Origin of the sequence: Halalkalibacter lacteus (genome assembly GCF_036663595.1) — a bacterium.
Classification (GTDB): domain Bacteria; phylum Bacillota; class Bacilli; order Bacillales; family Bacillaceae_D; genus Halalkalibacter; species Halalkalibacter lacteus.
Window position 1 is genome coordinate 39,010 of record NZ_JAWRVL010000023.1, and the last position, 25,857, is coordinate 64,866.

General features: G+C 36.7%; 22 protein-coding genes and 3 pseudogenes. 3 read left to right on the forward strand and 22 right to left on the reverse strand.

Annotated features, from left to right (window positions below; all coding sequences use genetic code 11):
* Positions 1–150: 150 nt before the first annotated feature.
* Positions 151–381: pseudogene (locus SAZ04_RS15890) on the forward strand (recombinase family protein); the annotation flags it as partial.
* 40 nt (positions 382–421) lie between these two features.
* Here the strand turns inward: SAZ04_RS15890 and SAZ04_RS15895 are convergent.
* From SAZ04_RS15895 to SAZ04_RS15920, 6 genes are all read right to left on the reverse strand, one after another.
* Positions 422–619 (reverse strand): hypothetical protein, encoded by a 198-nt coding sequence (locus tag SAZ04_RS15895; protein WP_332697003.1) that lies wholly within the window; start codon positions 617–619, stop codon positions 422–424.
* A 300-nt stretch (positions 620–919) separates the two neighbouring features.
* Complete coding sequence (gene srlE, locus SAZ04_RS15900; RefSeq protein WP_332697005.1) at positions 920–1,933, reverse strand: PTS glucitol/sorbitol transporter subunit IIB; 1,014 nt, start codon at positions 1,931–1,933, stop codon at positions 920–922.
* 12 nt (positions 1,934–1,945) lie between these two features.
* A complete protein-coding gene (srlA, locus tag SAZ04_RS15905) occupies positions 1,946–2,491 on the reverse strand; it encodes a PTS glucitol/sorbitol transporter subunit IIC (protein ID WP_332697051.1) in 546 nt (181 codons plus the stop codon).
* Positions 2,492–2,904: 413 nt separating this feature from the next.
* Positions 2,905–3,705 carry an SDR family oxidoreductase gene (locus SAZ04_RS15910; RefSeq protein WP_332697007.1) on the reverse strand — a complete coding sequence of 267 codons (801 nt, stop codon included), beginning with the start codon at positions 3,703–3,705 and terminating at the stop codon, positions 2,905–2,907.
* Positions 3,706–4,118: 413 nt separating this feature from the next.
* Complete coding sequence (tnpA, locus tag SAZ04_RS15915) at positions 4,119–4,550, reverse strand: IS200/IS605 family transposase (RefSeq protein WP_332697009.1); 432 nt, start codon at positions 4,548–4,550, stop codon at positions 4,119–4,121.
* 430 nt (positions 4,551–4,980) lie between these two features.
* The gene (locus SAZ04_RS15920) at positions 4,981–6,618 is read right to left on the reverse strand and encodes a GMC family oxidoreductase (protein ID WP_332697011.1); all 1,638 of its coding nucleotides are present in this window, start codon (positions 6,616–6,618) and stop codon (positions 4,981–4,983) included.
* Positions 6,619–6,653: 35 nt separating this feature from the next.
* Here SAZ04_RS15920 and SAZ04_RS23525 point away from each other — a divergent pair.
* Both SAZ04_RS23525 and SAZ04_RS15925 read left to right on the forward strand, forming a co-directional pair.
* Positions 6,654–6,923, forward strand: a pseudogene (locus tag SAZ04_RS23525) (IS110 family transposase); the annotation flags it as partial.
* 484 nt (positions 6,924–7,407) lie between these two features.
* Complete coding sequence (locus tag SAZ04_RS15925) at positions 7,408–8,376, forward strand: aldose 1-epimerase (protein ID WP_332697013.1); 969 nt, start codon at positions 7,408–7,410, stop codon at positions 8,374–8,376.
* Between the two features lie 595 nt (positions 8,377–8,971).
* Here the strand turns inward: SAZ04_RS15925 and SAZ04_RS15930 are convergent.
* The 16 genes and pseudogenes from SAZ04_RS15930 to SAZ04_RS16005 all read right to left on the reverse strand — a co-directional run bounded on the left by SAZ04_RS15930 (position 8,972) and on the right by SAZ04_RS16005 (position 25,857).
* Positions 8,972–9,124 carry a hypothetical protein gene (locus SAZ04_RS15930; protein WP_332697015.1) on the reverse strand — a complete coding sequence of 51 codons (153 nt, stop codon included), beginning with the start codon at positions 9,122–9,124 and terminating at the stop codon, positions 8,972–8,974.
* A 796-nt stretch (positions 9,125–9,920) separates the two neighbouring features.
* Positions 9,921–12,590 (reverse strand): pyruvate, phosphate dikinase, encoded by a 2,670-nt coding sequence (ppdK, locus tag SAZ04_RS15935; RefSeq protein ID WP_332697017.1) that lies wholly within the window; start codon positions 12,588–12,590, stop codon positions 9,921–9,923.
* The gene (locus SAZ04_RS15940) at positions 12,583–13,401 is read right to left on the reverse strand and encodes a pyruvate, water dikinase regulatory protein (RefSeq protein WP_431309018.1); all 819 of its coding nucleotides are present in this window, start codon (positions 13,399–13,401) and stop codon (positions 12,583–12,585) included. Before SAZ04_RS15940 ends, ppdK begins: the two co-directional genes overlap by 8 nt.
* Positions 13,402–14,047: 646 nt before the next feature.
* Positions 14,048–14,149 (reverse strand): annotated as a pseudogene (locus SAZ04_RS23530) (transposase); the annotation flags it as partial.
* Between the two features lie 104 nt (positions 14,150–14,253).
* A complete protein-coding gene (locus SAZ04_RS15950) occupies positions 14,254–15,600 on the reverse strand; it encodes a glucose-6-phosphate isomerase (protein WP_332697021.1) in 1,347 nt (448 codons plus the stop codon).
* A gap of 127 nt (positions 15,601–15,727) precedes the next feature.
* Positions 15,728–17,449 (reverse strand): phosphoenolpyruvate--protein phosphotransferase, encoded by a 1,722-nt coding sequence (ptsP, locus tag SAZ04_RS15955; RefSeq protein ID WP_431309019.1) that lies wholly within the window; start codon positions 17,447–17,449, stop codon positions 15,728–15,730.
* Positions 17,449–17,715 carry a phosphocarrier protein HPr gene (locus SAZ04_RS15960; protein WP_332697023.1) on the reverse strand — a complete coding sequence of 89 codons (267 nt, stop codon included), beginning with the start codon at positions 17,713–17,715 and terminating at the stop codon, positions 17,449–17,451. The genes ptsP and SAZ04_RS15960 overlap by 1 nt, the downstream gene beginning before the upstream one ends.
* Before the next feature lie 49 nt (positions 17,716–17,764).
* Complete coding sequence (locus SAZ04_RS15965) at positions 17,765–18,727, reverse strand: sugar ABC transporter substrate-binding protein (RefSeq protein ID WP_332697025.1); 963 nt, start codon at positions 18,725–18,727, stop codon at positions 17,765–17,767.
* Positions 18,728–18,887: 160 nt separating this feature from the next.
* Positions 18,888–19,541 carry an HAD family hydrolase gene (locus SAZ04_RS15970; RefSeq protein ID WP_431309020.1) on the reverse strand — a complete coding sequence of 218 codons (654 nt, stop codon included), beginning with the start codon at positions 19,539–19,541 and terminating at the stop codon, positions 18,888–18,890.
* 31 nt (positions 19,542–19,572) lie between these two features.
* Complete coding sequence (locus SAZ04_RS15975; RefSeq protein ID WP_332697029.1) at positions 19,573–20,256, reverse strand: transaldolase family protein; 684 nt, start codon at positions 20,254–20,256, stop codon at positions 19,573–19,575.
* Positions 20,257–20,374: 118 nt separating this feature from the next.
* On the reverse strand, positions 20,375–20,740 hold the full coding sequence (locus SAZ04_RS15980) for a PTS glucitol/sorbitol transporter subunit IIA (RefSeq protein ID WP_332697031.1): 366 nt from the start codon (positions 20,738–20,740) through the stop codon (positions 20,375–20,377).
* Between the two features lie 82 nt (positions 20,741–20,822).
* Positions 20,823–21,836 (reverse strand): PTS glucitol/sorbitol transporter subunit IIB, encoded by a 1,014-nt coding sequence (gene srlE, locus SAZ04_RS15985; RefSeq protein WP_332697033.1) that lies wholly within the window; start codon positions 21,834–21,836, stop codon positions 20,823–20,825.
* Positions 21,837–21,849: 13 nt separating this feature from the next.
* Positions 21,850–22,395 (reverse strand): PTS glucitol/sorbitol transporter subunit IIC, encoded by a 546-nt coding sequence (gene srlA / locus SAZ04_RS15990; RefSeq protein WP_332697057.1) that lies wholly within the window; start codon positions 22,393–22,395, stop codon positions 21,850–21,852.
* Positions 22,396–22,415: 20 nt separating this feature from the next.
* Complete coding sequence (locus tag SAZ04_RS15995; RefSeq protein WP_332697035.1) at positions 22,416–22,841, reverse strand: transcriptional regulator GutM; 426 nt, start codon at positions 22,839–22,841, stop codon at positions 22,416–22,418.
* Positions 22,842–22,970: 129 nt separating this feature from the next.
* Positions 22,971–24,911, reverse strand: coding sequence for a BglG family transcription antiterminator (locus tag SAZ04_RS16000; protein ID WP_332697037.1), 1,941 nt, complete (start codon positions 24,909–24,911; stop codon positions 22,971–22,973).
* A 145-nt stretch (positions 24,912–25,056) separates the two neighbouring features.
* On the reverse strand, positions 25,057–25,857 hold the full coding sequence (locus tag SAZ04_RS16005) for an SDR family oxidoreductase (protein WP_332697039.1): 801 nt from the start codon (positions 25,855–25,857) through the stop codon (positions 25,057–25,059).

The window sequence follows — 25,857 nt, forward strand, 5'->3', positions numbered from 1 at the left end:
TTCTAATTGATCTTCTCCAATCTGGCCCGATTGCGAAATAGAGTAACTGGAACTTTTAACTTTACTACTTTTTTATAAAGTAGTATTTGTTATGCAATTGCTGTAACAAAAACGACCATTTCTGTTACATGGTGTGGAAAGTAATATTTTGTAACGGATTTAACTCGCTTATCTCGTTCCACGAAAGATCTGATTGAGATTACAGAGCTAATTTCACAAAAAAGGGCGCATTTAAAAAGTTTAAAGGAGTCTTGGCTGGACACAACAACAGCACACGGAAAAATGTTGTTTACTATTTTTACTGGAATTGCACAATTTGAGCGAGATCTCACTTCCGAACGAACAAAGGAAGGCATTTTAGCTGCAAAAAAACAGGGCAAGACTGTGTTACAACAACATTGTGAAAGTGTTAAAACAGACATCAGATTACAATGGAACGAAAAATTATACGGTCCAATTGAATAAAGAATATAAGATTCCCGTTTTCAAGCTTAAGAGGGTAATCGGCAAAACTAGTAGTAGCGCTCATGCTAAAGTCATCCAACCCAAGTCCAAGTAATATTGGATCGCCAGGTAGGAATGTGTGGAGAAATGGCAGGAGACGAAGTCCCTTTATCATTTTTTCACCCTCCTAAAATTTAATTTATACTTTCCTCATCGCACAAATCTAACCATTCCTTTTTAATATTGCTTTTAAGGGATAATATAATACAATAGCTTAACTCTTGATGTTTCTTCATTATGAAGATAATTCAACAAAAGTTAAGCTATTATGATCTTTTCCTATTTCATTCTATTATTTCGAGAAAATTTGAAGTGAAACACCTGGGTGTATTTTCATTCTACCTTTTTTGATTCAATTATTTTTTTATATTTTCAAGATTCTACGAAGTGTAGAATTCACATTCCCAAAAAAGGATTAACTATCGTATAATCCAAAGCTAGCCAACCACGCAATAAAGACTGTTGGTGCCCCTGTCAAGAACCTTGAATATAGAACGGATGGAACCCCTACTTCTACTGTTTCAGTCTCAGCTTCTGCAAGACCCAATCCTACTGGAACAAAGTCTGCTGCTGCTTGAGAGTTAATTGCAAATAATGCAGGTAATGCTAAGTTTGCAGGGATATTTCCTTTTCCAATTTCAACCCCAATTAGAGTTCCAACCACTTGCGCAATCACGGCACCAGGTCCTAAAAAAGGTGATAGGAGTGGAAAGGAGCATATAAGTGCGATGACAATTAATCCCCAAATGGAACCAGCATAAGGTGATAAGTATTTTGCAAACAGATCACCAATACCAGACTCTGTAATGACTCCAATTAACATGGCTACAAACGCCATAAATGGAAGGATTGTCTTAATGACTGTATCAATAGCCTCGCGTCCAGCTTGGTAAAATACACTTGTAATTGACCCCATTGCCATTCCGACTCTTGCCATAAACCCTTTTGGTGCTTGTTGTTCACTTATCTTCTTTTTTGTACTATACTTTCCTTCTGGTTTACTGTTTTCATTTTCATTATTTTTCGTTGCAACCGTTGATTGAGTAACTTCAGCCCCTTCGCTTAACTCAATGTTATCAACTTTTACGCCAGATACATAAATATCTTCTGTGATATGTTTTGCGAGTGGTCCACTTTGACCGGTAGGCATAATGTTAATAGTTGGAATTTTTTTCTGAGGATATAATCCACAGCGTAACGTTCCACCACAATCGATAATTACGCATGCCATTTCCGTTTCTGGAACTGATGTTTTAAAGCCATCAACTAATTCACAGCCAGTTAATTCTGCAATCTTATCTGCAATGTCGGGTTTTTGCCCTCCAGTAATATAAACAACTTTGTTTTTCTCTGGTGTTGGAGTGATTTGTAACGGTCCTCCAAATCCCCCCGAGCCTTTTGAAACTTTAATTGAATGATATGTTGTCATTTTTTCCACCACCTATAATTGAACTGTATCTTTTAGTTTAATGTTTTGTTGTTTAGCAACATATGCTGTAGTCAAATCTGTTACCCAGCCTCTTAAAAAGTTTGTTACAAGACCGACTAAGAAATAGCGAAGTGCTAATTCAGTTACATCATGCCCTAAAGTCGTAATCCCGGCTGCAATTCCTAAGAATACAAATAATTCACCTGGGTTTACATGTGGGAACAATCCGTTGTGTGTATGACATGAATACGTTGCAGCTGCATAGTAACTTGGTTTGTACTTTTCTGGTAAAAACCTACCAAGTGATAGGGTCATAGGGTTAGCTAAAACAAATGTCCCAACAGCAGGTAACACGAAATATCTTGTAACTGGATTTTTTCCAGATTTCTTTGCGAGCTTTTCAACTTTCTCTTCCCCTGTAAAGCGAATTAGTGCATTCATCGCAACTAGTAACATGATAAGTAGCGGAACAATTCCTGTTACAAGATCAACAAATACCTCTCCACCGTGTCTAAATAAATTCATAAATCCTTCTGCTAAATGAATAATAATATCCATCATATAAAACCTCCTTTTAAAGCTAGTGTAGTGCATTAATTTATTCGAACAGTTTTTTAATCTTACATAACTCCGCAATCGCTTTCAAAAATTACTAGTATCAAAAAATACACTTTTTTAAGTCACTATTTATCTGCTTAATGTCATTTCGGATCGTTCTCGTACTAACGCCCATGTTTCCGCAAGATTACTTAAGGTGCTGTACGTTTTTTTTCGGGCTATCTCAATTTATCTGGTAATTCCTTCCTTCAATCTTTAGGTCAGACATTTCATCACCTCTTCTGTTGAAAAATGAATGCCAGACATTAACAGGAATTGGTAATGAACTAGCATTGCTGCTCCTATTTCCTGTCCATGTCCCATCCAAAAAGGCTTAAAATCTGTCTTCTTTACCCTAACCAGCGCTAGCTTTATTATCCACGGGATTTCCCACCTGAGATATTTAAAGTCGTTCCTGTAATATAACTAGCACGATCTGAAGCGAGGTAAGAAACTAGATCGCCTATTTCAGTTAATTTTCCTTCTCTTCCAAGAGGAATTGATTTACTATAATCGGTTGTTAATCCATCTACTGTAACGCCACGAGTATATGCTAATGCCTCATTATAAGCATCTGTTCTTAACCCTGTTGTTTCTAAGATCCCAGGAGCTACCGCAACAACACGGATATTGTATTTTCCTAATTCCTTAGCCCAAGCACGAGTAAAAGAAATGACTGCTCCTTTTGTAGCAGAGTAACAGCTTTGTCCAGCAGACCCTTCTTGACCTGCTTCCGATGAAACATTAATAATCACACCTTGTTTTTGCTTAAGCATCTCTTTAGCAGAAGCCTGTGCAAATAAATAAGGACCTTTTTGGTTTACTGCCACCATAAAATCAAAATCTTTTTCACTTAATTCATATTCTGGCTTCTCACCTTTGTCATCAACTAATAGTCTTGGGAGGTTCACACCCGCATTATTTACTAGGATATCCACTGATCCAAATAATTCAACAGTCTTTGCAACCGTATGATCTACACTTTCCTTACTTGTTACATCACACTTAACAAAATAAGCACCGTTATCTTGTTGTCCTTCTTCTCCATTCAAATCGGCAACAACCACTTTTACTCCATTTCTTACTAATTCATTGGAAATATTCAATCCAATTCCAGAAGCGCCACCGGTTACAATGGCAACTTTCCCATCTAATTCAAGCCAAGTATTGTCCATCTTCTATCCCTCCATATCTTTTTCCTGAAAGCCTTTTCAAACTATGTTAAGTATAAATTTTTTGTAAAGATAAATTAATACATACTTTTTCACAAAAAAGTGAAAAGGGTTGCATTATCATTGTGTACTTTTTTGAAAGATACAGCTGTAACAAGAAATAACCTCCTCAATTATTTTGCATTGAAGAGGTTGTCCACTATTAAACTCGTTTGATACTAGTTCTAACTCACAGCTTGACAAGTTGCAATTCAATTCATTTTCAGATTCTGATCATTATTTTTATATTCTGCTTAAACGACCACCTGCTAAAGCAGGTGGATTTGGACATAAAATGTCTACGACTAAAGTCGTTTCTTAAGACTGAAGTCATCTTAAAGGCCTATATGCTTAACCACACTAAAATTTGACTAAACTCACTCTTCTATCGTGAATATGTCGTTCTTTTCTTCATTGAATTGGTTTGCAATATAATTTCTTATTGTCTCTTCATCTACTGTTCCTACTGTGGCACAAAAATAGCCCCTTGCCCATAAGTGCTGGCCCCAATATTTCTTTTTCAATTCGGGAAATTGATCCTGCAGAAGCCTTGATGATCTCCCTTTTAGGTACTGCATGATTTTACTTGGCGCCAGGCTCGGTGAACATGATAACAATAAGTGGATGTGATCTTTCCCAACACTTCCTTGCAAGATTGTAATTCCTCTTGCTTCACATCCTTGCCTGATTAATTCTCGTGTTCTTACGGCAATCGGACCACGTAACACCTTATATCTATATTTTGTAACCCAGATTACATGAAACTTGATGTCAAAAACTGCATGACTATTCTTCTTATATCCGTCCATACTTTCTCCTCACACCTTAAGTATGGACATCGAAGTATAAGGCTAAAAGCGTATACCGTCTAAAGACGGTGGAGTTAGACCACGCGTTTGGAAATTAAAAATTTCCACGGTGGCATGCCAGCATACTTTTAAAAAACCGTTGAAAAATGAATCGAACCTTTGAATCCTACTAGTTCAGAAACTTGGACAGTTTTCATATGTTTTGCAATAGTAGTTCCTTTGCTTTGTCTATTCGAACACATTTAAATAGGCAAACCTTTTCAAAAGAGCTTCTTGAATCGAATTTTTTAACAGGCTTTATATTAAATGATTTTCTAATAGAGGCAAACTTTCATTAAACGACCACCTGCTAAAGCAGGTCGATTTGGACATAAAATGTCTACGTATCGCTATTCTATATTCCTATTAACTATTTTTTGCATCAAAATCTTTATTTCAATTGATGAATAATATAATCAGCCGTTCGAATTGCCAAGGCTACGGTGGTGAGGGTAGGGTTAGCGGTACCACTGGTAGGGATCACGCTATTGTCAGCTACATATAGGCCGTGTACACCGTGGACTTGGCCATATCGGTTGGTTGCTGAGGTAAGGGGATCATCTCCCATGCGGCAGGTTCCCATTTCATGATTTTCTAATCCAGGGGGCATTAGGCAAACGTCCGATTGACCGTCCTTTGAAATCAAGGGGACATTCATAGCTGAGGAAGCCTGCTTCATACCTTCTGCCATTTGTCGAATAACGACCTCATCCTGTTTACTAAAAGTAAAATTAACTTGTATTTCCGGTACCCCATATTCATCTCGCTTGAGTGGATCAAGGATGACTTTATTATCAAATTGGGATTCTACCTTACCAGAACCGTAAAAATTAACCTCCCACTCCCCTCTCAAAGGTTGTTCTTTAAAATGCACCCAAGGGTACTTTCCTGGTCCCCAAATCTGTACTTGATAGGGACGATCTTCGGTACCTGGAATTAAAATACGAAGCGGTCCTAAAATCTCCGGGAACTCGTTGCGGCTCACTTTTCCTGTACCAACCAATCTAGAATGGTTTATTAGATAATGACCGATCGCCCTCCCTTGAATACCCGAGTGAAGCAAAATACGCGGTGTTTCAAAAGTGCTTGCTGACAGAACAACGGTCTTTGCTTTAATAAAATAGGATTTCTTCTCCGGTGATACTACTTTTATACCAATGACTTTGTCCTTTTCAGTGAGGACCTGAACGGCACGGGCCTTTACAGCTAAATCGAAGGAGCGATTCAAGGCTTGAGCAAGGAAAGAAATAGAGCTAAAAAATGCGTTGGAATTGACCACTCCATATTTTGTCGGTTCAAGGTTGATTGCTATCGGTTCATCAGTTGATTCGGGAAAACCATTTCCCTGAAGCCGATTTAAAAAAGTTTGCGTGATTGAAGATCCTTTGGTAAAGTCCTGTGTAACGTCCATGACCTTTTCTGCAATCTTATAGTAGAACTCCATCACTTTAACTGTTACGGGCCATTCTACAATTTCAGAAACATGCATACGTGGACTCACCGATGTCCAAAATAAAGTTCTTCCCCCCAGAGCAGTAACTTGTGGAGAGGGATATTGATGAGGTGATTTAGCTACACTATAAAAATACTTTAATAAACGTTCGTGATCTACCGTAGCGATATTCTGCGCATTTGTCGGTAATAAGAGATCTCCCGCTTCAAGGACACCGATCCGTTTTCCATTTTCTCCCCATTGTTCACATAATCTCCAGAGCGCAGCTCCTCCTCCTGCCCCAGTACCAACAATAAGCACATCATAATCCGTTTGCTCCATTTTCTCTAGAGAAGTTAGGGGAATCCATTGCTCTTGATAATTGATTGAGTTATCTGGGCAAGGTGGGATATTTACCTTGTTTCTAATTGGCTGGTATAGGTCAGGAAGTTTTACATGCCCACCTGTGATATCCAAATCGGGGCTTGCAATGTGTGGATTGAAAGAAATGAGCTCCTCGATTTCAACATCTTTTTTTATGGAGATTTTTCTAAGGGTATCTCCATCATCAGCGACATAAATCCTCAATACTTTCACGTCCTTTCTTTTACACCTCTATATATGTAGATGTGAGTCAATTTATGAAGCGAGGACGACCTAAATTACGCACTTTATTGTTTAAGGTAATTCTGACATTGGTTTCTAAAAACCCTGCCCTTAAGGCATTACATCAATACTTTACAACTAGAAATGAAAACCCGTTGAAAAAGAAACAATCACTGATAGCTTTGTGTTGTAAGTTAATTCGAATATTGTTTACGCTTGGAAAAAAACAAATCGCCTTTTGCCCTAAAAAAATGTTAAAGGATATCCCTCATTTCGGCTTACAAGAAGCCGCGTAAAGTTAGGTAGATCTTAAGTAGAATAGGTATAGCCGGTCATTAACTTTTAGACTTGAACATCAGAAGATCGGAGCAGTCGGCAATCGATCAAACTATTGGGCATAGACCCTGCAAAAAAGCATCGCCGCCCCCGCTTCATGGATAGGCAGAACGAAGGAATGTATGCGCATATGACGCTGTGAGATGTGGGAGGATGTCCCGCCATGAATCGTGTGGGATCCATAAGCGACCACATTATTCATCATAATCCTTTTTCTGTAAAAAGGAGAGGACGGGTTTATTTAAGTACGCCCTCCTTCACCAAAATAGAAATGAAAGCCTGCTGATCCACAAGATGTTCATAAAAAGAAATATAAAATACTGAGAAAACAAGAGAAAAACCTTACTTTAATGAGGGAGTTTGATCATTTCATTAATTAAATGGGATTGTTTCTTAGAATTTACGTATATATGAATTAACGTAAATATGAAGGAGGTTCACTCAATGGTTTCGAAAGAAATACTGGATAGTTTTGAAATATATACATTACAAAGCGATAAACTAATTGCATGTTTGTGTCCGTCGTTGGGCAACAATTTGTATAGATTATGGGATCGAGTTAAACAGCGCGAAGTGCTGAGAAAGCCCAAAAATCTCAACGTGTTAAAGGATGAACCACTTTATTATGGTATACCTGTTTTGTTTCCGCCGAATCGAACACGCTTTGGCCGTTTTGAATTCCAAGGAAGAGTCTATCAATTAGACATTAACTGGGAAAACAAGCATAATAACCATGGGTTTCTTGCCTTGCATTCATGGAAAGTCGCATCCACTATGCAAATTGGTAACAGCCAGTCTGTCACTTCAACATTTGCTACGATTGACTTCCCCGATGTTTTGCGGCAGTATCCTCATGATTTGTTTTTTAGCATGACTTACGAATTAAAAGGGAGTACGCTAACACAAAAAGTAAGCATTACAAATCGAGGCGTAGTAACGGCTCCTGTAGGGTTCGGATTACATCCTTGGTTTTGTATTGATCATGAACCGGAAAAATGGATGTTCAAACTTCCGGTTTCATATGAATGGGAGTTAGATTCCGAACTGATGCCAACCGGTAGATTGATGACTCTAGGACCTTATGAAGGATTAACTAAAGGAATTAATTTACAAGGTATAGAAATGGAGAAATTGTTTTCCATCGGTGGTCACTCCCATACGGCAGTGCTTTCCAGAAAAGATTATGAAATTCGAATCCAAACTTCTGAATTATATAAGTACTGGCTCATTTATACAATGGGGATGGCTGATGAAATTATAAGTATTGAACCTTACACTTGGGTGACCAATGCGCCGAATCTCCCTTTGCCCCCTGAACTAACCGGAATAATAGCCCTTCGATACGGTGAAACAATAAACCTTAAAATGACAATAGATATTTTGGCTCTGGCGCAAAAAACTTCCAGACACTGACAGATAATCTCTAGCTCTTGGACATACTGATACTTCTTAAGTTGATGGATGTGGGGTCCTGCCGACAAAACGCGGATATTATACGATAAGCAAATTTTAACCTTAAAAAAGCGATCACCTGTACTGTAAGGATCGCCTTTTTTAGCTTGTTGATACAGATAGATAAGGGTTTGAAGTTATCGCTCCCTTTTCCCCCTGTTCACACCGTACGTGAGACTTTCACCTCATACGGCGTTCCAACTAATCCAATTCATTTGAACCATTGATACAGTGGGCGAACTATACTATTCTAGGTCACTGTATCTCATTTCTTCCGTTTCAATAAGTCGGTGCCTCCCGTGGGAGGTGAACCTCTTTTATTCTTACGAGAACCTTATTAACCGATAAAGAACTGCCTTGCATGATTAAACTCATCTTTATTAGTCTAGTGGCTATCCCTCCATGTTGATTAGACACTTCGACGGTACTATGCCACCACTTTCACTGATACAAAGAGAAGTTATACAGTAACTATTCTCATGACTGTTTTCCTTTTCACTGTTTCATAGAGAGTAAGCCCTCCACGTTATCATCTTACAACGTTGAATTATATCTATTATAGAATGAACGTAGGTGCTTCCTCTAAGCCTGTTAGCCGTTCATATGCCTGTAACATATCATGGATTACTGTTTTTATATTTTGTAATTCACTACTACGTGGGTTTAATTCAATCGCTTTATGTGTCTCTAATTTCCCTAGCTCATTCATTTCTTAAAATTCTACATACGCCCCTTTTGAAGCCCCAAGTTCTTGTAAAGATTCATCAAGAATGTTTGCATTCATTTTAAGTGCTAACTTCTCTAAAGATTGATACAGTTCATCGTAATTATTTATTTCTCCATCGAGCCATTTGTTCGGGCAAGGATAGTGAAAATTCTAATTAATTCTATTAAACTTAAATTATTTAAGTCTGTGATCAAAATGTGATCACAGACTTCTTCGTATCACCATAACCTGCAGTATTTAAACTACTCTCCATATGTTGGACAACCTGTTGCAAATTATTTGTTGCCTTCACCTTTTTCACCAAAACAATATAAAAGGATTTTGCTCCATCTTTTTTTGGATATCTTTTAATTTTTCTTCCACAAAACAGATATTCGCAAAATGAAGATTTTAATCGATCCTTAAGGCATGTTTAGAGGGGCTTTAAATAATAAATTGTTTATCAGTCTTGTTTTTTTCACAATTCTATGTACCTCTACCTCAAATGGTAGAGCGAAGCGGAATCAAAATAAAAGCTAGTAATTGAGAAAGGAACGATCTCAAATTTTTTTCTTTTGAGCTCGTTCCTATATGAAAACAAATGATACGACTTCCTCTGTTGTGGTCATAGAAAGTATGGTTTCTATATGCTGCTCCATTTTTGCTTTTGATAAATGGATGTAGCACTCATAGAGCTTCGCTTATCCTTAATATATTCCGCAATATTCAGATTTTTAGTTTACATATTTCTCATCTTCATAGTTTGCTATAAAAACCTGCTTGAGCTTCTTAATCATTTTTATATTTGAAGTAGTTCATTTTCGCACTGTTTTTGTTCATTTTTAATAGCAGCTTGAGCCGCAGCAAGACGTGCAAGAGGTACACGGTATGGTGAGCAGCTAATATAATCCAGTCCAACATCTTGGCAGAATTGGATTGAATTTTTTTCTCCTCCATGTTCTCCGCAAATACCTGTTTTTAACCTTGGGTTGGATTCCTTACCAAGATTTACACCAGTTTCAACAAGTTTACCTACCCCTTCTTGATCAAGTGAAGAAAATGGATTTTCTGGGAGAACCTTGTTTTCAATATAAGCTTGAAGGAACTTCCCCTCTGCATCATCACGACTATATCCAAAGGTAGTTTGAGTTAAGTCATTTGTTCCAAAGGAAAAAAAGTCCGCCTCTTGAGCAATTTGGTCAGCAGTTAAGGCTGCTCGTGGAACTTCAATCATCGTACCAATGAGACAATCGAATTCCAGTCCTGTTTCTTCCTTAACTTGCATGCCAGCATTAATTACTAATTGACGCATTTCTTTTAACTCATTTACATGACCAACTAAAGGAATCATAATTTCTGGTTTTACGTCCACCCCGTTTTCTATTACTTTCGCAATTGCATAAAAGATTGCTTTTGCCTGCATGATGTAAATTTCAGGATATATCATTCCCAAACGGCAGCCTCGATGGCCTAGCATCGGGTTTAATTCTTCTAATTGCCGCACTTTTCTTAAAAGCTGTTCCTTATCATTTAATTCTTTAGAATTTGAATCTAATATTTGTAGCTTTGTTACTTCAACAAGTAGTTCTTCCTTATCCGGCAAGAACTCGTGAAGAGGTGGATCTAATAATCGAATCGTTACAGGCTGCCCTTGCATCGCTTCAAAGATTCCCTCAAAATCCTCTTGCTGCATTGGCAATAGCTTAGTTAGAGAGACTTTACGTTCTTCATATGTTTCAGAAAGAATCATATCCTGAACAATTGGGATTCGATGTGCATCCATAAACATATGCTCTGTACGGCACAATCCGATTCCACCTGCTCCAAATTCAAAAGCTTTTTTAGCATCCTCTGGATTGTCAGCATTTGCTCTAACGCCAAGTAATCTTTCCTCATCTGCCCAAGTTAGCAACAATTGAAACTCGTCTGAAAGCTGTGGCTCGATCATGGGAATCTCATCTAACATGATTTCTCCAGTAGATCCATCGACCGTAATAATATCACCTTGTTTCACGATCGTATCCCCCACTTTAAATTGCTTTAATTTCAAATCTATCTTTATAGATTCACAGCCACATATACAAGGTTTTCCCATTCCTCTTGCAACAACTGCTGCATGGCTTGTCATTCCTCCACGGCTAGTAACGGTAGCTTGAGAAGCAACAATTCCATGAATATCGTCGGGTGTCGTTTCTGGGCGAACAAGAATAACCTTTATTTTGTCATTTGCTATTCTTTCTGCTTCATCTGCATCAAATACGACTTGCCCTGTTGCTGCCCCAGGAGAAGCTGGTAGACCTTTAGCTAACTGTTTCCGTACATATGCTTCATCAATTCGACGATGAAGCAGCTGGTTAAGCTGATCAGGATCTACACGCAGAATTGCTTCTTTTTTACTTATAATTAGTTCTTCTTCTAATTCAACAGCTATTCTAATTGCTGCTTGAGCTGTTCTTTTACCAGTCCGTGTTTGAAGTATAAAGAGTTCACCACGTTCTACTGTAAACTCAATATCCTGCATGTCTTGATAGTGCCTTTCTAGAAGGTGACAAGTCTCAACAAACTGCTGATATACTTCTGGCATTTCATCTTGGAGGGTAGCAATTGGTTGAGGGGTACGAATTCCAGCAACAACATCCTCTCCCTGAGCATTTATCAAATATTCACCGTAAAGCTTAGCTTCCCCTGTAGATGGATTTCGGGTAAAAGCAACTCCAGTACCAGAATCATTGCCCATATTTCCAAAAACCATGCTTTGAATGTTCACTGCTGTTCCAAGGTGTCCAGGAATTTTCTGAAGACGGCGGTATACAATGGCACGTTGGTTATTCCATGAATCAAAAACAGCACTGATGGAGAGGAATAATTGCTCCTTTGGATCTTCAGGAAAAGTTCTTTTCGTATGCCTCTTAACAATATCCTTATAACCATTAATCACTTCTTTCCAATCTTCTGCAGTCATTTCAGGATCTGAATGATATCCCTTTCCTTCTCGGATTTCTTCTAATAATTGTTCAAAATAAAAACCATCTATATGTAGAACAACATCGCTAAACATTTGAATAAACCTACGGTAAGAGTCATATGCAAAACGGTCATTATTTGTAAGCTTTGCCATCCCCTCCACGGTTTCATCATTCATGCCAAGGTTTAAAACGGTATCCATCATTCCTGGCATCGAATGCACCGCACCGGAGCGGACAGAAACAAGTAGCGGTTTTTCTGGGTCTCCAAGTCTTTTACCTGTTTTTTCTTCAAGGGTATTAAGAGCTTCTAAAACCTGAAGTTCGATCTCTGTCGAAATGGTTTTTCCTGTATCATAATATGTATTACAGGCCTCTGTTGAAATGGTAAAACCAAAAGGGACTGGTAACCCTATTCGGGTCATTTCAGCTAAATTAGCTCCCTTTCCCCCTAAGAGTTCCTTTTTGTTATTCCCCTCATCAAACATATATACAAATTTATTCATGATATACGACTCCTCTCTTTTTTAACATTGCTAATATTAAATCAGCCGTCTCTTCAATTGCTTTATTTGAAACATTTATGATTGGACAGCCTATTCGTTTCATAAGATTTTCAGCATAATCTAATTCCTCAAGGATCCTTTCTAAATTTGCATAATTCGCCTGAATCGTTAATCCTAAATTTTTTAACCGTTCCCTTCGAATTTCATTCAATTTATCTGGTGTTATCACTAGGCCAACACATTTATTTTTTCGGATCTCAAAAAGGTCACCAGGAGGTGCTATCTCTGGTACTAAAGGTACATTCGCCACCTTATATCCTTTATGTGCTAAATACATAGAAAGCGGTGTCTTTGATGTTCGGGATACACCTACTAATACAATATCAGCAAGTTTAATGCCTCTAATATCTTGTCCATCATCATGTTTCACCGCAAACTCAATTGCTTCAACTCGTCGGAAATAGTCATCATCCAATTTTCTAATTAGTTTTGGTTCACCTTTTGGAACTTTATTAAATTTTTGAATAAATACTTCCATAAGTGGATTCATTAAATCAACCGCTATAACTCCCTCTTCTCTTGCATTCTGATCAAGATATTGCTTTAAAAACGGAATTATAATACTATAAGCAATAATAGAATTACTATCCTTGGAGGCAGCAATAACATTTTTAAGATCCTTGATATCATCTACATAAGAAATATATTTGATTTTGATATCTCCTCCATTAAATTGAGCTGTAACTGCTTTTACTATGGACTCAGCTGTTTCGCAACCTGAGTCAGAAACCACATAGATATTTTCCTTCATCTTCACATCCGATCTCCTTATTCTTTTGTGTTTTAATTGTTCGATTTGAAAAATTTAACGGTTCTTCGTTGGTGATCTACTTCATATATACGAACTTAATTTGAAGCAAACAGGAAACTATTTAACAATTAATCTATATTTTTTTATACGAAGTATGATTGTATTACCTATTTAATCAACAGAAAATTATTAAATGTCTAAGTACGATATCTCGAATCAGCCAAAGGATTTAATAAAAGCTTCTCTGTTATTGTGAAGACCCTTACATTTCTATCATAAAATGATTACACTCCTTCTAACAACGAAAGGAAAATGCAATTTCGTTATCGTATTGTTGCCATTTTTTTAAACCTTTAATTAAAAATCCTAGCCCTTAATTGAACCAGGCTAAAAAATTACTATTTTAGAATCTAATTTTCGGTAGAATTCCTTTCTATTTAAGGACTAAAAAGGATAAAAAAGACTCTTTAGAACTATTTATGATCAAACAATACTGATAACATATAGAATACTTAGAATCCCTAATTAATGGCATTAATAAAATGAGGCTCTCTGTCAATTATGGTGGTGCAGATTTATCCAATCTACTCTCTTTCACAGACTCTTTTCCGAGTACAGCTGGGCTAGCAGCTGTACTCGGACTATTTTGTCTCCACAATTTTTTCTTTCGTAATCGTTCAAAACTCTTAATTCCATACGACATTCGTTTAATCACTTTTGTCGTATTATTCACGCCTTTTGATATACCCTTGAGGAACTAGCGAGTGAAATTATCACTAGGATTGCCAGAGTTTATGATTTGAAAACAAGGGCTCTTCACCATTTTTTCAGATTATGTCTATTTTTTTATTACTACTCCAATCCATTTAGTAAACGCTTCATTAAATTTTCTTTCTCGACTTCGAAACCGGGTTTCCCCAGTAAAGCGAACATATTCTTTTTATACGCTTCAACTCCTGGTTGATCAAAAGGATTAACGCCTAACAAATATCCACTAATTCCACAAGCTTTCTCGAAAAAGTAAACCATTTCACCAAATGTAAACTCATTTAATTGATCCAGTTCTACAACCATGTTTGGCACTCCACCATCTACATGGGCCAATACTGTACCTTGGAACGCTTTTTTATTCACTTCATCCATTGTTTTTCCAACTAGAAAATTCAAACCATCGGTATTAGCTGGATCTTCTTGAATGGTTACTTCAGTCTGTGGTTTCTTAACCTGTATTACTGTCTCAATCATATTACGTTGGCCCTCTTGGACATATTGTCCCAAGGAGTGTAAATCTGTTGAAAAATCAACAGAAGCAGGAAACAGTCCTTTATGATTTTTCCCTTCACTCTCTCCAAATAATTGTTTCCACCACTCAGCAACATAATGAAGAGATGACTCATAGTTTACTAACAGCTCAATTGACTTTCCTTTAGAATAAAGTGCATTTCTTACAGCTGCATACTGGTAACATTCATTTGTTAATAAATCCGAATTATTATATTTACGAGCAGCAGCAGCAGCTCCAGCCATCATTTGGTCAATATTAAGTCCTGCAGCAGCAATTGGTAAAAGACCAACTGCTGTCAGTACGGAAAATCTTCCACCTACATCATCAGGAATAACAAAAGTTTCATAACCTTCTTCGTTCGCGAGTTGTTTCAATGCTCCTTTTTCTTGGTCTGTGGTAACATAAATACGTCTTCTTGCTTCTTCTTTACCGTATTTTTGCTCAATATAGTCGCGGAAGATACGGAAAGCAATAGCAGGTTCAGTAGTAGTACCAGATTTAGATATGACATTAATTGAAATATCTTTACCTTCCAAGATCTCTAACAAATGAGTTACATAAGTAGAGCTAATATTTTGACCAGCAAAATACACTTGAGTAGTATTGCTCATTTGATTGTGAAATGTATGCGATAATGACTCAATCGCGGCCCGTGAACCTAAGTAAGATCCTCCAATCCCTATTACAATTAGAGCTTCAGAATTACCACGTATTCTTTCAGCAGCTTTTTTAATTCTAGAAAATTCGTCTTTATCATAACTATTTGGCAGGTCTATCCACCCAAGATAATCAGACCCTGCACCTCTTTTTTCATGTAGATTGGTATGGGCTACTGAAACAAAGTCTCTTAAGTTCTCTACCTCAGATTTTTGCATAAATGGTAATACGTTTGAATAATTAAAAGAAATAGGCATTATTTTTCATTCTCCTTTGCTCCGATTTATATTTTAAAGTTTTTATTTTGATACTCTAATCTCTTATAAAGTTTAAAGGTAAACATGTCTCATATAAGATGATTCGTTAACTTCCATTATCAATAGCTTATTTAGTCAAAAACTTCCGCTTAATTAACTCTTCCACTTCTTGAGCTGACTTCATATTTAGAATTTGTTCTATTACAGTGCTGACTTCAACTCTTGATAGTTTACTAATTTGACTTCTTGCCTGTAAGATAGTAGTCGCGCTCATACTAAACTCATCCAAGCCAAGTCCAAGTAATATTGGAATCGCCACTTCATCTCCTGCCATTTCTCCACACATTCCTACCCATTTTCCTTCATTATGTGCAGCATCAATAACCATTTTAACCAATCGAAGAATGGCTGGGTTATATGGTTGGTAAAGGTAAGAAACACGTTCATTCATACGATCGGCAGCCATTGTGTATTGAATTAGATCATTGGTTCCGACGCTAAAGAAGTCAACTTCCTTTGCAAATAAATCTGCCGTCACGGCAGTAGATGGAATTTCGACCATTATCCCTATTTCAATATCGTCGGATATAGTGCTACCTGCACTCTTCAGTTTTTCTTTTTCTTCTAACAAAATAGTTTTTGCTTGGCGGAACTCCTCTAGTGTTGCAACCATAGGAAACATAATTTTTAAGTTTCCGTACATGCTTGCTCGCAATAAAGCACGAAGCTGAGTGCGGAACATGTCCTGCATTTCTAGACAGAGTCGCAGGGCACGGAATCCTAAAAACGGGTTCATTTCTTTTGGAAGATCTAAATATGGAAGCTCTTTATCCCCACCAATATCAAGCGTACGTACAACAACAGGCTTTCCTTCCATAGATTCTAATACCGTTCGATAAGCTTCAAATTGCTCTTCTTCTGTTGGTAACTGGTCGCGGCCCATATATAGAAACTCTGTACGGTATAAACCGACACCTTCACCACCATTTTCAAGAACTCCTCTTACATCATCAGGAGTACCAATATTAGCCGCCAGTTCTATATGGCAGCCATCAGCTGAAATGGTACTTTCATTTACGAGCTTTGCCAACTCTACTTTTTGTGCTTCAAACTGAGCCTTTTTCTTTTCATATTCTTTTACTACTTCTGAAGAAGGATTTATAATCACATTACCGTCAATACCATCAACAATGATTAATTGACCATTTTTAATCTCTTGTGTTACTACCTTTGCGCCAACTACAGCAGGAATTTCCATAGACCTTGCCATAATAGCTGAATGGGAAGTTCGGCCACCAATATTCGTCGTAAACCCTTGCACATATTGACGATTTAATTGAGCCGTATCTGAAGGCGTAAGATCTTCTGCAACAATTACGACTTCTTCAGAAACCAAACTTAAATTCGGTACGGGAACACATAACAAGTGGGCGATAACTCGTTTTGTTACATCCCGGATGTCAGCAGCACGTTCTTTCATATATTCATTTTCCATCTGTTCAAACATAGAAACAAACATATCAGCAATCTCTTTTATTGCTCCTTCAGCGTTTATGCTTTCGTTTTTAATTTTTTCTTTTACAGGAGTTATTAATTCTGGATCGTTTAATACTAATAAATGTGCTTCAAATATCTCTGCTTTATCCGCACCTAGTTCCTGATGCGCATGTTCTTTTATTTGTTGAAGTTCCAATTCGGATTGATTAACTGCATCCTGAAAACGTTTAAGCTCGCTTTCAGTATTTTCGATTACTCTTTTTTCTATTTTTAATTCAGGTTCTTCTAAGCAATATGCTTTTGCAATTGATATCCCTGCCGATGCACCAATGCCTTTAATACTATGAATCATCATATTGCTAACCCCTGTTTTTCTAATGTCTCAGTGATTGCTTCTAGTGCTTCGTTTTCATCTGAACCTGTTGTAACGATTTTCACTTGAGCTCCCTCAGGAATTCCAAGAGACATAACACCCATAATTGATTTTAAATTTACACTTTTCTCTTTATATTCAAGATTTACTTCTCCATTAAAGCGACCCGCGGTTTTAACTAAAAGCGTTGCTGGTCGTGCATGAATACCCGTTTTATCAATTATTGTAAATATTTTTTCTGCCATATTCGTATTCTCCTTTTTATGAAAGATTAAATAACTCCTTATTAAGCCATTATTTTAGTTTAGTAGCTAGAAAATTCATTCGATCTACCGAATTCTCTTTGATTATGATATCTACCCCAGTATCCAATCTATCTTCAGAGAGCTTTCCCTTTATCGTATTAAGTGCATTCAAAACACTTAAATATCCCATATCATAAGGGTTTTGAGCTATGGTAGCACTTATTCTACCCTCTGAAACTTCTTTTAACATCTTCAATGTACCGTCCGTACCAATGACGGGGATTTTGTATCCATTTTTCTCCAATTCCCTCATAGTATTGATTGCAATTGTATCGGTAACTGCAAATATCCCTTTAATGTTTGGATACTTCTGTAAAATTTCATCTATTGCTATTTCTACTTCTCCCGATACGTTATCAGCAGACCGTTCCGTAACAATGTTGACCCCAATGGGCTCCAAAGCATCTCTACTCCCTTTCAACCTTTTAACCATATCAGGATTGACATTAGTTGAATGAATAAGCGCCACTTGATTCCCAGGCTGCAGCATAGAACCCAACAATTGACCGGATTTTACACCTAGGTCATAGTTATCCGTACCTATATACATTGTCTGACCATCCCAATCTAAGTCGGTATCAACAAGTAGAATAGGAATATTGTTATTCTTATATTCTTTTAAAATAGGAATAATCGAAGTAGGTTGGATGGCGGCAACAATCAGTGCATCAGGTTTTGTTTTCAGAACATCTCTTAAGATTTCTATTTGTTCTGTGACTTGTAAATTATGAGTACCAATCACTTGACCATCAATCTTAAAGTCTTTGAAGGCTTTTTTGGCTCCTTCACTTACAATTGTCCAATACTCTGACTCAGATTCTAATGCTTTCAAAACAACAACAACCCTAGGCTTCCTGTCATTCACATGAGAATATACAATATTTATTACTAAAGTAATAAGCGCTACAGTGAAAAGAAATTGAACTATCAACCGCTTTTTAAACGTAAACATTCATCTATTTCCCCCAAAAACGAAAAATCAAATCAATAACCTATTTCAAAGATTGCTGAGTAGTAAAAATGGCTGTTGCTACCGTTTGATTCCTAAATACTTTAACTTCTTTAATGTATTATCGACTTTTCCAAGCGTCTGCGAAAGTTGAATAATTTAGTTATGAATTTTCTATAATTTCAATCACATTAGAGAGTGTTTTTTCTTTCATACTCATTATTCTCAAATGGTAGTTTTCAAAATGTAGATTTTCAGTTACTTTGTTAGGAATAATCACACATTTTAATCCTGCCCCGATAGCGGCCTTAGCTCCATTTGCTGAGTCTTCAAATGCAATAGCTTCAGATGGATGTATCCCAAAATCGTTAATTACATTTCGATATAGTGTTGGATCCGGTTTTACTTTCTCTACATCATCCTGAGTTTGGATGACGTCAAAAAACTCTAGCAACTGTAGTTCTTGTAAGAAAAAATTGATCCATTCTCTATTTGAGCTTGAGGCTAATCCTATTTTCAATCCTTTGCTCTTGGCTTCTTTTAAATAATCCTTAACTCCATCACGAGCGATTGCATATTTTAGTTTTTCTTTATGTAAAATAGATGACTCTTCAATTATTTCCTCAAGTGTCATTCTTCCATTTGCTTTTTCTAGAATAAAGTCATGTAACGCACTAGAATCGGTACCAATGTAAAAGGCATAATCCTTTATTGGTAGTTCACTAGGATCTAATTTTAATAACTCACAAAAAGCTTCATATAAGGCTAATTCTGTATCTATAATTAATCCATCAAAATCAAAAACGATACCCTTTATCATTTTTTCACCCTCCAAAAATTAAAGTAAATCATTTAGTTGAAATTAAATTCATACTTTCCTCACCGTACAAATCTAACCATTCCTTTTTAAATTGCTTAACATTCGCTTCAATTGACGGGTGCCCGATCATTTCCTCTATTAATTCAGGTGCAGTCGTAACACCATGTACTCCAGCTAAACATACATTGTGTATTTGTTGAACATTTTTAAAACTCGCTGCTAACACTTTACATGATAGGTTGTGACGTAAAAAAATCTGAGTTATTTCAGATACTACATTTACCCCATTTCCAGATAGATTATCAATTCGGTTGACATATGGGGCTACATAGTCAGCACCTGCTTTAGCTGCTAAAAATGCATTCATTGGAGTGTATACAGTTGTAGCCAATGTTGGAATGCCTTCAACTTTTAGCTGATTTATTGCTTTAATTCCTTCTTTAGTAACAGGAACTTTAATTACTACGTTTCCCGATAATGTGTTACGAAGATACCGTGCTTCCTTAACGATATCTTCTGCCTTCTCGGCTAATGCTTGAACAAATAGTTCTTTCTCCTCTCCAATTACACTTCTAATTTCTTTTAATAATGGAAGGAATGGTTTTTGCTCTTTTACAATTATACTGGGATTCGTTGTTACTCCATCAATTGGGTAATATTCATTTAGCTTTCTGATTTTCTCAATGTTTGCTGAATCAATGACTAACTGCATGAATCGGCACACCCTTTCGAGGATAATATAATAGAATAGCCTAACTCTTGATGTTTCTTCATATGAAGATAATGCAACAAAAGTTAAGCTATAATGATCTTTTCCTATTTCATTTCTATTACTTCGCGAAAATTTGAAGTAAATCACCTGGGTTAACTTCACTAATTTCTATATCCTCTAAATAAAGTGAACCAGGTAATTCTGGAGTCGTTGACCCATCAAATTTTAAAGTTATATGGCCAAGAGAAGACAAATTCTTCTCCACAGCATCACCTACAGCAGTAATTTTGTATTCCTTTTCGCCTAATTGAAGTCTGTCTCCAACTTCAATGTCGTTTTCAATTCCATTTACATCTATTAACAAGCAATAATCTGCTAATTCAGCTGGTGCATTTTCGCCAAAAAGGATAAGCATTTTTTCACCTAGAAATTCTGATACGGAAGGTCCAATTTTATTAATCTGTGTTTTATATTTTGTTTGCATTTTCATTCTCCTTTTTTCATTCAAATATTTTTTTATATTTTCAGGATTCTACGAATGTAGAATCCACATTCCCAAAAAAGGATTAACTATCGTATAATCCAAAGCTCGCCAACCACGCAATAAAGACTGTTGGTGCCCCTGTCAAGAACCTTGAATAAAGAACCGATGGAACCCCTACTTCTACTGTTTCAACCTCAGCTTCTGCAAGACCCAATCCTACTGGAACAAAGTCTGCTGCAGCTTGAGAGTTAATTGCAAATAATGCAGGTAACGCTAAATTTGCAGGAATATTTCCTTTTCCAATTTCAACCCCAATTAACGTTCCAACTACTTGCGCAATAACGGCACCAGGTCCTAAAAAAGGTGATAGGAGTGGAAATGAACATATAAGTGCGATGACAATTAATCCCCAAATGGAACCAGCATATGGTGATAAGTATTTTGCAAACAGATCACCAATACCAGATTCGGTAATGACTCCAATCAGCATGGCAACAAACGCCATAAATGGAAGAATTGTCTTAATGACTGTTTCAATAGCCTCGCGTCCAGCTTGGTAAAATACACTTGTAATTGACCCCATCGCCATTCCGACTCTTGCCATAAACCCTTTTGGTGCTTGTTGTTCACTGATCTTCTTTTTTGTACTATACTTTCCTTCTGGTTTACTGTTTTCATTTTCATTATTTTCTGTTGCAACCGTTGATTGAGTGACTTCAGCCTCTTCGCTTAACTCAATGGTATCAACTTTTACGCCAGATACATAAATATCTTCTGTGATATGTTTTGCGAGTGGTCCACTTTGACCTGTTGGCATAATGTTAATAGTTGGAATTCCTTTTTGAGGATATAATCCACAGCGTAACGTTCCACCACAATCGATAATCACGCATGCCATTTCAGCTTCTGGAACCGATGTTTTAAAGCCATCAACTAATTCACAGCCAGTTAATTCTGCAATTTTATCGGCAATATCGGGTTTTTGCCCTCCAGTAATATAAACAACTTTGTTTTTCTCTGGGGTTGGAGTTATTTGTAACGGTCCTCCAAATCCCCCTGCACCTTTTAAAACGTTAATTGAATGATATGTTGTCATTTTTTTCCACCACCTATAATTGAACTGTATCTTTTAGTTTTATGTTTTGTTGTTTCGCAACATATGCTGTAGTCAAATCTGTTACCCAACCTCTTAAAAAGTTTGTTACAAGCCCCACTAAGAAATAACGAAGTGCTAATTCAGTTACATCATGTCCTAACGTCGTAATCCCGGCTGCAACTCCTAAGAATACAAATAATTCACCTGGGTTTACATGCGGGAACAATCCGTTGTGTGTATGACATGAATACGTTGCAGCTGCATAGTAACTTGGCTTGTACTTTTCTGGTAAAAACCTACCAAGTGATAGGGTCATAGGATTAGCTAAAATAAATGTACCAACAGCAGGTAACACGAAATACCTTGTAAATGGATTTTTCCCAGATTTTTTTGCAAGCTTTTCTACTTTCTCTTCCCCTGTAAAACGAACTATTGCATTCATCGCAACGAGTAACATAATTAGAAGTGGAACAATTCCTGTTACTAGATCAACAAACACCTCTCCACCGTGTCTAAATAAATTCATAAATCCTTCTGCTAAACGAATAATAATATCCATCATATAAAACCTCCTTTTACTTACTTCTTCTTAGGAATGAGATAATCAATCCAACCCTTTTTTACTTTTAACTCCCCACCCTGAGAAATGATGTCATAACTTCTTAAAGCGTCATGAATGGCAAGTCTAGTTAATTTATCAACACCGTTAAAGTCTTCCTCTGAGATTTTCAAAAGATATTTGCCTTCAAAACCCTTTAATTCCCTCACACGAGAGAAAACAGTAACACCTTGCATTTTTGCTGCTTTTAGAATTTTATTTCTCTTATCAATACATAACATCACAACCGTACCAGCTCGAAACCGGCCTGTTTTTTTACCAATTGCTACTCGTCCCATCGATCTCATTTCGGCATATTTTTTATTAAAATGCTTTATTTGAAAAAAACCAAGTATACTCTGGACCAGCCACGCTACTCCTATCAAGACAATTAAAAACCAAATCATCTCATCATCCCTTTTCTATATGATGTTTTTCACGCTTGACCTTTCTACACTAAGAATTGCTTTCTGGTCTAATTGTATTTTTTCTTTTAAAGTTAGCGAAGTGTTATATTCCAAATTTTCGTAACTCAATCAATCTCTAGTGTCAAAGAATACACTTGATTGTTTGAGGAGTTGAGTTAGTTCTTGATAACTAGTTGTTTGAGCCAATTTCTCAACTAACTGTTTGTCAGTAGCTATTCGAATAATTTCATCATAAATTTTCACTAACAGATGCTCACTGTTTTCCGATTGTTTTTCCGGTATCCCTAATAGAAAGACAAGCTTTATTTCCTTTCCATCAGCCATGACTGTTTCAGGAAAGATACCCAATGCAAGTTGTATTCCATTGGACTCGTGGTTAAATGTATGCGGTAAAGCTATATGATTATCAAACACCATCGACCCTTTTTCTTCTCTTTCTTTCAAACGTTCATTAAAACCTTTGTCGAAGTAACCTCTCATCACTAAATCATCTATCATTGAACCCACATTTTCGTGATAACTTTTTGTACTATCCAAAGTGAAGTATTTTTCTTCGTTAATTAACTGCTTTACGATAGCGTTATGATTACTACCATCTTTAAGCTTTAAATTTTGCATATAGGTTACGTTTTCAATTTTCCTTGAAATACTATCCTCATCAAAGATTTCACTTATCATGATTAGTGGCGTACTAGTTTCAAATGATAAGGTAACTGTCGAGAATACAATATCATAATTTGCTAAAAGATTTTGTGTAACTTCTTTTTCTGAATAAAGATCTATCTCAGTATTTTGATTAAGAATACGTTGCAATTGAATAGACACTAATTTAGCCGTTCCTCTTCCGGTCCCACAAATAACTGCTGCCTTCTGCAAGCGCTTCACCTTAATTTCGCCCTGAGCAATAAACACTCCAAAGTAAAAAGCTATATAACCAAGTTCATCTTCAGAAACTTCAAGATCATACTTATTTTCAATTACTTTTCCAGCAATCTCGGCCATCCTAAACGCTACAGGATATTTCTCCTTCACGTCAGCGAGCAAAGGGTTTTTTAACCGCAAACCAAACATCAGTCGGTTTAGCATAAAAGTTAGATGAAATAGTAAATCATTAAAAAAAGAATCATTTTCTTTAATAATTTCCTTATTAAAACCAACCTGTTCGACAATCGATTCTAAGAGATTTTTTATATCCTCGGTAATTGTTACATTAGCCAATGTCCGATTGTTTGTCGGCGTTCTTCGCCCTGCAATTGGTATAGTCATAAACAAAATTTCAGGCTTTGGAATCTTAATTGGCAATTGACGTTCAATAACAGCTGCCAACTCTAAGGCAATTTGATAATCTTTTGTATCCAATAACTTGTTATGTTTCTCATTTAGCTCTTTAAGAGGATGATTTTTTAAAAGACGGTCCAACATCACAATGATAAATTGAGTTAATCTAGATTGAGTGGTGGATTCCAAATCATGAAGGGTGGAAATCCTCACAATTTCATCGATAACGTCCTGGTCTAATGGATAGGTACCATACAAAAAATCAAATACGTTATCTAAAATAAAGAACCGAAGCTCAATTTCCTCATAACTTAATTGCATACCACTATTTGGTTTGCCATAAACCTTTAGATTATAAGTCTCTAAGGACACTGAGGCTTTTTTTAATTCATTTACAAGCGTCGTTCTTCCAATATTCATTTCAAAAGCTAACTCATCAAGTGTATAAACCTCTTCACTGTTTATGAGCCGATCAATGATCAGTGCAATTCGATGATTTGGTGAGTCTTGAAACGCTCTCTCTGAATTATTTTGGCTAACCAAATTCTCAAACAATTGCTCATCTTCAATAGATAACCGATAACCTTTTCCTTTTTCTTTCACTAATGATGCAATTCCATTTAAGTCACTATTTATCTGCTTAATGTCATTTCGGATCGTTCTCGTACTAACGCCCAATGTTTCCGCAAGATTACTTAAGGTGCTGTACGTTTTTTTTCGGGCTATCTCAATTATCTGGTAATTCCTTCCTTCAATCTTTAGGTCAGACATTTTATCACCTCTTCTGTTGAAAAATGAATGCCAGACATTAACAGGAAATGGTAATGAACTAGCATTGCTGCTCCTATTTCCTGTCCATGTCCCATCCAAAAAGGCTTAAAATCTGTCTTCTTTACCCTAACCAGCGCTAGCTTTATTATCCGCGGGATTTCCCACCTGAGATATTTAAAGTCGTTCCTGTAATATAACTAGCACGATCTGAAGCGAGGTAAGAAACTAGATCGCCTATTTCAGTTAATTTTCCTTCTCTTCCAAGAGGAATTGATTTACTATAATCGGTTGTTAATCCATCTACTGTAACGCCACGAGTATATGCTAATGCCTCATTATAAGCACCTGTTCTTAACCCTGTTGTTTCTAAGATCCCAGGAGCTACCGCAACAACACGGATATTGTGTTTTCCTAATTCCTTAGCCCAAGCACGAGTAAAAGAAATGACTGCTCCTTTTGTAGCAGAGTAACAGCTTTGTCCAGCAGACCCTTCTTGACCCGCTTCCGATGAAACATTAATAATCACACCTTGCTTTTGCTTAAGCATCTCTTTAGCAGAAGCCTGTGCAAATAAATAAGGACCTTTTTGGTTTACTGCAACCATAAAATCAAAATCTTTTTCACTTAATTCATATTCTGGCTTTTCACCTTTGTCATCAACTAATAGTCTTGGGAGGTTGACACCCGCATTATTTACTAGGATATCCACTGATCCAAATAATTCAACAGTCTTTGCAACCGTATGATCCACACTTTCCTTACTTGTTACATCACACTTAACAAAATAAGCGCCGTTATCTTGTTGTCCTTCTTCTCCATTCAAATCGGCAACAACCACTTTTACACCATTTCTTACTAATTCATTGGAAATATTCAATCCAATTCCAGAAGCACCACCGGTTACAATGGCAACTTTCCCTTCTAATTCAAGCCAAGTATTATCCAT

Coding starts and splice junctions, on each gene's coding strand:
- srlA (WP_332697051.1), bottom strand. CDS start 2,491: ATGGATATTATTATTCATTTAGCAGAAGGATTTATGAATTTATTTAGA.
- ptsP (WP_431309019.1), bottom strand. CDS start 17,449: ATGATTCATAGTATTAAAGGCATTGGTGCATCGGCAGGGATATCAATT.
- srlA (WP_332697057.1), bottom strand. CDS start 22,395: ATGGATATTATTATTCGTTTAGCAGAAGGATTTATGAATTTATTTAGA.
- srlE (WP_332697005.1), bottom strand. CDS start 1,933: ATGACAACATATCATTCAATTAAAGTTTCAAAAGGCTCGGGGGGATTT.
- SAZ04_RS15965 (WP_332697025.1), bottom strand. CDS start 18,727: ATGTTTACGTTTAAAAAGCGGTTGATAGTTCAATTTCTTTTCACTGTA.
- SAZ04_RS15910 (WP_332697007.1), bottom strand. CDS start 3,705: ATGGACAATACTTGGCTTGAATTAGATGGGAAAGTTGCCATTGTAACC.
- SAZ04_RS15995 (WP_332697035.1), bottom strand. CDS start 22,841: ATGATTTGGTTTTTAATTGTCTTGATAGGAGTAGCGTGGCTGGTCCAG.
- SAZ04_RS15895 (WP_332697003.1), bottom strand. CDS start 619: ATGATAAAGGGACTTCGTCTCCTGCCATTTCTCCACACATTCCTACCT.
- SAZ04_RS15925 (WP_332697013.1), top strand. CDS start 7,408: ATGGTTTCGAAAGAAATACTGGATAGTTTTGAAATATATACATTACAA.
- SAZ04_RS15975 (WP_332697029.1), bottom strand. CDS start 20,256: ATGCAGTTAGTCATTGATTCAGCAAACATTGAGAAAATCAGAAAGCTA.
- SAZ04_RS16000 (WP_332697037.1), bottom strand. CDS start 24,911: ATGTCTGACCTAAAGATTGAAGGAAGGAATTACCAGATAATTGAGATA.
- SAZ04_RS15950 (WP_332697021.1), bottom strand. CDS start 15,600: ATGCCTATTTCTTTTAATTATTCAAACGTATTACCATTTATGCAAAAA.
- SAZ04_RS15960 (WP_332697023.1), bottom strand. CDS start 17,715: ATGGCAGAAAAAATATTTACAATAATTGATAAAACGGGTATTCATGCA.
- SAZ04_RS15930 (WP_332697015.1), bottom strand. CDS start 9,124: ATGAATGAGCTAGGGAAATTAGAGACACATAAAGCGATTGAATTAAAC.
- ppdK (WP_332697017.1), bottom strand. CDS start 12,590: ATGAATAAATTTGTATATATGTTTGATGAGGGGAATAACAAAAAGGAA.
- SAZ04_RS15940 (WP_431309018.1), bottom strand. CDS start 13,401: ATGAAGGAAAATATCTATGTGGTTTCTGACTCAGGTTGCGAAACAGCT.
- SAZ04_RS15980 (WP_332697031.1), bottom strand. CDS start 20,740: ATGCAAACAAAATATAAAACACAGATTAATAAAATTGGACCTTCCGTA.
- srlE (WP_332697033.1), bottom strand. CDS start 21,836: ATGACAACATATCATTCAATTAACGTTTTAAAAGGTGCAGGGGGATTT.
- SAZ04_RS16005 (WP_332697039.1), bottom strand. CDS start 25,857: ATGGATAATACTTGGCTTGAATTAGAAGGGAAAGTTGCCATTGTAACC.
- tnpA (WP_332697009.1), bottom strand. CDS start 4,550: ATGGACGGATATAAGAAGAATAGTCATGCAGTTTTTGACATCAAGTTT.